This is a genomic window from Bacteroides sp. UBA939 (assembly GCF_002293435.1).
Classification (GTDB): Bacteria; Bacteroidota; Bacteroidia; order Bacteroidales; family Bacteroidaceae; genus Bacteroides.
Map to the genome: position 1 here is coordinate 4,222 of NZ_DBDF01000220.1, position 8,691 is coordinate 12,912.

Genomic DNA, 8,691 nt, shown 5'->3' on the forward strand with positions numbered 1-8,691 from the left:
CTGATAAGAATCTTAAAAAGGAAAATCAAAACAGTTTCTAAACTTTTAGTAGTAGGTGAGGGTGGCAAACGATATATTTGAGTACTTTTGCCATTAAATATAGATAATGAAACTTATGGAAACAACCCGTCAAAACAAAATAGCCCGCTTGCTTCAGAAAGAACTGAGCGAAATCTTCTTGTTACAAACCAAATCCATGCCGGGAGTATTGGTATCGGTCAGCACCGTGCGCATTAGTCCCGATATGAGTGTGGCGCGTGGCTATCTCAGCATTTTCCCCTCTGAGAAAGGAGAAGAGATGATAAAGAATATCAATGCAAATATGAAATCCATCCGGTACGAACTGGGAACCCGTGTGCGCCATCAACTCCGTATTATCCCTGAACTGAAGTTCTTTGTGGACGATTCACTGGATTATCTTGAAAAAATAGATGAATTACTGAAGTGAACCTTCCCTTCTACATAGCCCGCCGTTATCTTTTCTCCAAGAAGAAGCATAACGCCATTAATATCATTTCCGGCATTTCGGTGTGCGGAGTGGCGTTGGCTACGTTGGCGCTGGTATGTACACTTTCCGTATTCAATGGTTTCCAGGATATGGTGGCAGGCTTTTTTACAGCTTTCGACCCTGAATTGAAGATAACGGTTCGTGAGGGAAAAGTATTCGAACCGGATAGCCCTGACTTTCAGAAGGTACGCTCTTTACCCGAAATCAAGGTGTGGACGGAGACGCTTGAAGAGAATGCTATGGTGCAATACAAAGACCGTCAGGCTATGACCATTATCAAGGGGGTGGAAGACAACTTTGACCAACTGACTTCCATAGATAGCCTGCTATATGGCACAGGTGAATTTATCCTGCACGATTCCATCGTTGATTACGGTGTTCTGGGCGTGGAACTGATATCCGAACTGGGTACGGGTATTCAGTTTGTTGACCCACTTCAGGTATATGCTCCCAAGCGGAATGTGCGGGTGAATATGGCTAATCCTTCCGCTTCTTTTAACCGGGATTATCTTTTCTCGCCCGGTGTTGTGTTCATTGTAAACCAGCAGAAGTATGATGCCGGTTATATTCTTACTTCCCTCAGCTTTGCGCGGCGGCTGTTTGACTATGATACGGAGGTGTCGGCTATCGAGTTGAAACTGAAATCCGATGCGAATGTCACGGCTGTACAGAAAGATATTTCCCGTATCCTGGGAGACGGTTTTGTTGTGCAGAACCGTTACCAGCAGCAAGCGGATGTGTTCCGTATCATGGAAATAGAGAAGTTCATATCCTACCTTTTCCTTACGTTCATACTTGCCATTGCCTGCTTCAATGTCATAGGTTCTCTTTCCATGCTTATTATTGATAAGCGCGAAGATGTGGCTACGTTGCGCAATCTTGGTGCGGACGATAGCCTGATAGGCCGTATCTTTTTGTTTGAAGGCCGCCTTATCTCCGCATTCGGCGCCTTCGCGGGCATTGTTCTCGGCCTGTTGCTTTGCTTTGTGCAACAGCATTTCGGCCTCATTTCTTTAGGCGGAGGCAATGGTAGCTTTGTGGTTGACGCTTATCCCGTCAGTGTTCACGCTACGGATGTTCTGCTGGTATTCGTTACTGTGATAACCGTAGGTTTCCTCTCTGTATGGTATCCGGTGCATTATCTGACGCGGAGGTTACTGAAGAAGTGACCTGTTTTTCTTTCTATCCAGTCTCTTCCGGTAAACCACTATCAATATCATAACACCAATTACCATCAATGCCAGCGCCGCGTATGCGATGCCTTCTGTTACATGCAGGCTCTTCGGGTCGAAACGCATTTCAATGGTATGCTTCCCGGCAGGGACGTACATGGTACGCAGGATATAATCTGCACGGGCTATGTCGGCAGGTGCTCCGTCAATAGTGGCTATCCAGCCATCCGGGTAATAGATTTCGGAGAATACGACGATACCATCCTGGGTGTTATTTGTTTCGTAAACCAACCGGTTAGGTTCGTAGCTCGTCAGACGGATGCCGGAAAGAGAGTCTTTGTGGGCAGTTTCCATACCTTTTAAAGTATCTTTGAAGCGGGCATCCACTACGGCAGTTTCTGTTGGTAGTATGGTGCGCAAAGCATCAATTTCCTGATTGGCATTGTCCACATACAGTACATTGTTCACAAACCAGGCGTTGCCATACGTATATGGATTCATCACAGGAACTGTCTGTCCTTGTCCGGTAGGAAGGATAAAATACTTCGTATTCAGCATATTCAGGATACGGAATTTGGAAGCGTCCACGCTGTCCATATCTCCGTCTGCTGCAGCAATCTCCTGATAAACGGCCTGCATCTCAGGCGAAATATAATGGTCTATCATCTCCTGATAGCGGCGCAACTTGGCAGGATGGTATCCGCCAATACTTTTGTGCCAGTAGGAAGTGTTGTTCTCACTGAAAACATTGCCGCTAATATTCAGTACCCTGTAGTCAAGGTCAGGGTCTTGCAGAATGATTTCATCAGCCTGGGTCTTCTTGAATGTATCGGCCTGGGTGGAACGGGGAACGAATTGTCTGTCATTCAAATAGCGTTTATTGATACCCCACATATCTACAATGCAAAGTATGGCGATACCACCGATAACGAATGACTTTCTCAGTTTCTCACTGCAATAAAGCCACAATAATACGCAGCCTATAACAATGATAATGAAACTGCGCAGTGCGTCAGAGCTAACCATTGCAGCGCGCATTTCTGCCATATTGGAAAGGATACCGGATAATTCGTTAGCCGGAATCATTTGCTGATTCACTGCATTCTGTAACATGTTAGCTTCCTGTGCCGGAATAAAAGAAGAGCTGAAAGCTCCCGGCGCAATCGCCAATATCAAAGCCACACCGGCAGTGAGCGCCAGACTGGCACCAACAAGTTTAATCTTCTTTTTAAGTATTTCCGGCTCTTCCAGAATCTTTTTCAATGCGAAGACTGCCAACAAAGGAATGGTGAACTCCGCAATGACAAGAATGGAGGATACTGCACGGAATTTACTGTACATCGGTATGTAGTCGATAAAGAAATTAGTCAGCGGCATAAAGTTCTTACCCCATGAAAGAAGGATAGAGAAGATTGTGGCACCAATCAGCGCCCACTTCAGCGGCCCTTTCAGAATGAAGCAGCCCAATATAAAAAGGAATAATACAAAAGCGCCTGCATAGACGGGTCCTGACGTTCCGGGTTGCTCCCCAAAGTACTGGGGCAATTGCTGGTACAGGCTTGCGTACATAGGGTTGGCTTTGCTCATGGCTTTTTCGTTCATGGCAAGAGGGACGGAAGCGCTGCCTTTGAAGTTGGGCACCAACAATGTCAAAGTCTCGCCGATTCCGTAGCTCCATTGGGTAATGTAATCCCTGTCCAAGCCACTGCTGGTTTGCTTGGCGGCATCTCCGGTTTCTACCAATTCGCTTTTACTGCGCATGGTTTCTTTGCTGTACTTATACGTATGGTACAGATTGGAAAGATTGATGCATACCCCGATAAGCGCAGCTATGACAAGTATGCCGCTTGCTTTGAAGAACTTCGGCAATGTTTTGTTGCGCCAGGCGTCCTCGAAGTAAGCTCCTGCAATAAACAGGATAACGAACAGGAAGTAATAAGACATCTGCACATGGTTGGACAGAACTTGCAAAGCGATGAACAATGCCGTCAGAACAGCTCCTGCCAGATACTTCCCCCGGTAAACAAGCACGATGCCTGCTATTGTGGGCGGTATATAGGCCAAAGTGATGAACTTCCAGATGTGCCCGGCAGATATTAGAATGAAGAAGTAGGACGAGAACGCCCACATTAGTCCACCTAATCCGGACAGCCATACCGGTACGCCGAATGCGCGCAGCAATATATAAAAGCCCAACATCAGGATGAAAGTCAGATTCACATACGTGGGCAGAAATAGCTGATATATCTTTTGTACCCATGTCAGCGGCCGGGTGGATTCATAGCTGGGAGCTATCTGATAAGTCGGCATACCGCCGAACAGCGAGTTTGTCCAACGGGTAGATTCGCCGGTTTCTTCGTGGTACTTGGCTGCTTCTTGCCCGATACCTATGCTGGCAACCGTATCATGTTGGAAAAGAATGCGGTCTTCAATATCCGCCGGAAAGAAATAAGCGAATGAAAGGACTGCGAATGTCAGGATGACCAGGAGGTCGGGAAGGAGCTTTTTCATAAAAACGGAGTTTATATGAAATTGAAAGTTGAGAATTGAAAGTTGAGAATTAGGCTGCGCTGTGGTATAATGCTTTAAAAAATAACTTGGTACATATTAAGTAATGCTTAAGATATAACTTGGCATACATTAAGATGGTTGGATGAGGTAGAACACTTTTCTTTCTTTGAAACCTGTTACAAGTTATTTCTTTAGCGTTTACTATGCTGCACAGTAATTTTCAACTTTCAACTTTCAATTTTCAATTCCATTAATAACGATAATGTTCTGCTTTATAAGGACCGTCTGCGTTTACACCGATATAAGCGGCTTGGGCAGGGGTCAGGCGTGTAAGTTTCACGCCTATTTTCTCGAGATGGAGACGGGCTACTTCTTCGTCCAAGTGCTTGGGAAGGCGGTAGACGCCGGTTTCATATTTCTTGTTGAATAATTCAATCTGTGCCAGGGTTTGGTTGGTGAAAGAGTTACTCATTACGAAAGACGGATGGCCTGTGGCGCAACCCAGATTAACCAGACGACCGTCAGCCAGGAGGATGATACTGTGTCCGTCGGGGAAAAAGTAGCGGTCTACCTGAGGCTTGATGTTTACGCATTTGATGCCCGGATAGTTCTTGAGAGCTTCTACCTGGATTTCGTTGTCGAAGTGACCGATATTGCAGACGATAGCCTGGTCTTTCATCTTCTCGATGTGGCCTATGCGGATGATATCAATGTTGCCTGTGGTAGTGACGAAGATGTTACCTTCGGTGCAGGCTTCTTCCATAGTAACTACTTCAAAACCTTCCATAGCAGCTTGCAGGGCGCAAATGGGGTCTATTTCCGTTACCAGTACGCGGGCGCCGTAAGAGCGCATGGAGTGTGAACAGCCTTTACCCACATCGCCGTAGCCGCAAACTACTACTACTTTACCTGCAATCATTATGTCCGTAGCGCGCTTGATGCCGTCGGCAAGAGATTCGCGGCAGCCGTACAGGTTGTCGAACTTGGATTTTGTTACGGAGTCGTTGACATTGAATGCCGGGAACAACAGTTTGCCTTCCTCCTGCATCTGGTAGAGGCGATGCACGCCGGTGGTTGTTTCTTCTGAAACGCCGCGAACTTCGGTGGCTACACGGTGCCAACGGGCTGGATCTTCCGCCAGTACACATTTAAGGATGGCGTTCAGTTCGATTTCATCTTCGGCATGGGCTTCTTTATCCAGAACAGAAGCATTGCTTTCGGCTTCGTAGCCTACGTGTATCATCATGGTAGCGTCGCCGCCATCGTCCACAATTACCGTAGGGCCTTTGCCGCCGGGGAAGTTCAAAGCTTGGAGCGTACACCACCAGTAGTCCGCCAGTGTTTCGCCTTTCCAGGCAAATACGGCTATACCGCTTTCAGCAATGGCGGCGGCAGCATGGTCTTGGGTGGAATATATGTTACAGGAACACCAGCGTACTTCAGCACCCAGCGCTACGAGGGTTTCAATCAGTACCGCCGTCTGAATGGTCATGTGGAGTGAACCCATGATACGTGCGCCTTTCAGCGGTTTTGTTTCTCCATACTTTTCGCGAAGAGCCATGAGGCCGGGCATTTCTTTTTCTGCCAAGTCGATTTCCTTGCGACCGAAGCCGGCAAGCGTAATGTCTGCCACTTTATAAGGCAGGGTAGAGAATAATTCTTTAGACATATCTATCTATGATTTTAAATAAAAGTGATGCAAAGATAGAATATTCTGATTAATTTATATAATTTCTATCCCTTGTTCTTTGCAAAGCTGCGTTCCAAGCTCTTTTAATTTGAATTTCTGAATTTTGCCGCTGCCCGTCATGGGGAATTCATTTACAAAGAAAATGTACTTCGGTATCTTGTAGCGTGAAATTTTGCCGACACAGAAATCGCGTACGTCAGATTCGTGTATGTCCGCACCTTCTTTCAGGATGATGAAAGCGCCTACCTGCTCGCCATACTTTTGTGACGGGATACCTGCTACTTGCACATCTTTCACACCTTCCAGCTTGTAGAGGAATTCTTCAATCTCGCGCGGGTAGATGTTTTCGCCACCGCGGATTATCATGTCTTTGATGCGACCGGTGATGCGGTAGTTGCCGTCCTGGTCTTTTACACCAAGGTCGCCGGAATGTAGGAAACCGTTCTTGTCGATAACTTCGTCGGTGGCTTGCGGGTTTTTATAGTAACCTTTCATGTTGTTATATCCCCTGTTGCACATCTCACCCTGTACGCCTGCCGGACATTCTTCTCCGGTTTCGGGGTCGAGAACCAGGACTTCCGTATGTTCAAAATCGTGTCCTACGGTATTGCAGCGTACGTCGAACGAATCATCAATGCGTGTGGCGGTCATGCCCGGAGATGTTTCGGTCAGCCCATAAACGCTGGTTACTTTCATGTACATCTTTTCTTCTACCTGTTTCATCAGTTCCACGGGGCAGAGTGAGCCTGCCATGATGCCTGTACGCAGGCTGGACACGTCGAACATGTCGAACATGGGGTGATTCAATTCGGCAATGAACATGGTGGGCACGCCGTACAAGGCTGTGCACCGCTCCTTATGGATGGAGGCAAGTACCACGAGCGGGTTGAAGCGTTCTACGATAACTTCCGTGCATCCGTGCGTGAGGCAGTTCATCGTGGCAAGCACAACGCCGAAGCAATGGAACAGGGGTACGCAGACGCATAGTTTGTCGGCGGCGGTGAACTTCATGTGTTCGCCTGTCAGGTAGCCATTGTTGGCAATGTTGTAGTGGGTGAGCATAACGCCTTTCGGGAAACCGGTGGTTCCTGATGTATATTGCATGTTTACCACGTCGTGGCAGTTTACCTGGCTTTTCAGAGTGTCCAGTTGTTCGTCTTCCACGTTGTTTCCTAACAACAGGATTTCGGAGGTGTTGTACATTCCTCGGTGCTTCTCCTGCCCTACGTAGATTACGTTCCGCATGTGAGGGAAGCGTTTGCTTTTCAGGTGTCCGCGCTGACAGGTCTTTAGTTCGGGCAGCATGGTGTTGGTCATTTGTACGAAGTCACTGTCCTTCTCTCCGTTTACGATGCAAAGGGTGTGCATGTCCGAGTTTTCGCACAAGTATTCCAGTTCGGATTGTTTGTAGTTGGTGTTTACGGTTACGTAAACGGCGCCTATCTTGGCGCAGGCGTATAAAAGCGTAAGCCAGTCGGGGACATTGGCTGCCCAGATTCCTACGTGGGTTCCGCGTCCTACGCCGATAGCGATTAATCCTTTCGCCATATCGTCTACCCGACGGTTAAACTGACTCCATGTAAAACGCAGATTGCGGTCGGAGTAAACAATGTATTCTTTATCAGGCGTCGTTTCCGCCCAGTGCTCCAGCCATTCGCCGAGTGTCCTTTCGTAAAGCATTTTGTAAGTAGTTGGTAGTAAGTAGTTGGTAGTAAGTAGTTAGTAGTAAGTAGTAAGTAGTAAGTAGTAAGTAGTTAGTAGTTAGTAGAAAGTAGTTAGTAGTTAGTAGAAATGATAAGCTAAACATCCTCCTACTTACTACTTACTACTAACTACTTTCTACTTACTACTTAAATTGGTGTATAAATTACTGCGAGAATTTTCGCCGCTTTCCCTTCGTAAGCGTGTACGTGGTGCGGAACGATGGAGTCGTAGTAGATGCTGTCTCCTTCTTCAAGCAGATACGTGTTCTTGCCGTAGCTGATTTCCATGATGCCTTCCATTACCATGATGAATTCTTCGCCTTCGTGGGTGGAAAGTACAAAGTCGTTATCTTCGGTGGCTGCAACGTCGATTATGAACGGTTCCATGTGGCGGTCGGCTTTCGACTTGGACAAGGAGTGGTACTCCATGTGCTTGCGCGACTGGATGGCGTTATTGGAGAAGCTGATGGTATCTTTGGATTCCGTTTTGCGGCAGATTGCGGGACCTGTCTCATCGTGGTCGTCAAGGAAAGTACCCAGCCGCACGCCCAGTACGCGGGCTATTTTAATGAGCGGAGCCAGTGAAGGCAAATCAATGTTGTTTTCAATGCGTTCAATCTGTTCTACGGCTAATCCGGAACGGTCGGCCAATTGTTCAATACTGATTGATTGGCTTTCGCGGAGTGACTTGATTTTTTCTCCGACAATCTTGCTTGTATCCATAATTATAATGTTTTTCGCCTATTAGGTTATAAATTGTATTCTTTAGGCGCAAAAATAAAACAAACTTTTACTTGATGCAACAATACGGGCGGAAAAGTTTCTATTTATCAGGCAGATAATTAAGAGATGCTTTGGCAATGGTTGTTACTTTTCCTTCTGGGAATCGTTGTATTTAGGTGTATGTTACTGATTTAGGTGTATGACGGATGTTGTTGAATTGACAAAATGCAATCTAAAGACAGCATTTATTTATAGAAAGATAGCTAAAGCACCTTTTCCGTAACACGCCTTGATTTATAAATTCATCTTTTAGTGTGCTTGATGAACAAACAAAGAATAATGATGCACTATTTATGCGTACTATTGCATATTTACAAGCTATTT

General features: G+C 46.4%; 6 protein-coding genes. 2 read left to right on the top strand and 4 right to left on the bottom strand.

The features are described 5' to 3' along the window. The first annotated feature begins 115 nt into the window (after window positions 1–115). Both rbfA and B2Z67_RS14490 read left to right on the top strand, forming a co-directional pair. A complete protein-coding gene (rbfA, locus tag B2Z67_RS14485; protein ID WP_291530554.1) occupies window positions 116–448 on the top strand; it encodes a 30S ribosome-binding factor RbfA in 333 nt (110 codons plus the stop codon). Next, a complete protein-coding gene (locus B2Z67_RS14490) occupies window positions 445–1,677 on the top strand; it encodes an FtsX-like permease family protein (RefSeq protein WP_291530555.1) in 1,233 nt (410 codons plus the stop codon). Before rbfA ends, B2Z67_RS14490 begins: the two co-directional genes overlap by 4 nt. Here B2Z67_RS14490 and B2Z67_RS14495 read toward each other — a convergent pair. The 4 genes from B2Z67_RS14495 to B2Z67_RS14510 all read right to left on the bottom strand — a co-directional run bounded on the left by B2Z67_RS14495 (window position 1,663) and on the right by B2Z67_RS14510 (window position 8,307). Beyond that, window positions 1,663–4,191, bottom strand: coding sequence for a YfhO family protein (locus B2Z67_RS14495; protein WP_291530556.1), 2,529 nt, complete (start codon window positions 4,189–4,191; stop codon window positions 1,663–1,665). The two genes, B2Z67_RS14490 and B2Z67_RS14495, sit on opposite strands and share 15 nt — an antisense overlap. 250 nt (window positions 4,192–4,441) lie before the next feature. Further along, window positions 4,442–5,860 (bottom strand): adenosylhomocysteinase, encoded by a 1,419-nt coding sequence (gene ahcY / locus B2Z67_RS14500; RefSeq protein WP_291530557.1) that lies wholly within the window; start codon window positions 5,858–5,860, stop codon window positions 4,442–4,444. Window positions 5,861–5,914: 54 nt separating this feature from the next. Then, a complete protein-coding gene (locus B2Z67_RS14505) occupies window positions 5,915–7,561 on the bottom strand; it encodes an AMP-binding protein (RefSeq protein WP_291530558.1) in 1,647 nt (548 codons plus the stop codon). 170 nt (window positions 7,562–7,731) lie between these two features. Next, a complete protein-coding gene (locus B2Z67_RS14510; RefSeq protein ID WP_291530559.1) occupies window positions 7,732–8,307 on the bottom strand; it encodes a helix-turn-helix domain-containing protein in 576 nt (191 codons plus the stop codon). Window positions 8,308–8,691: the final 384 nt, after the last annotated feature.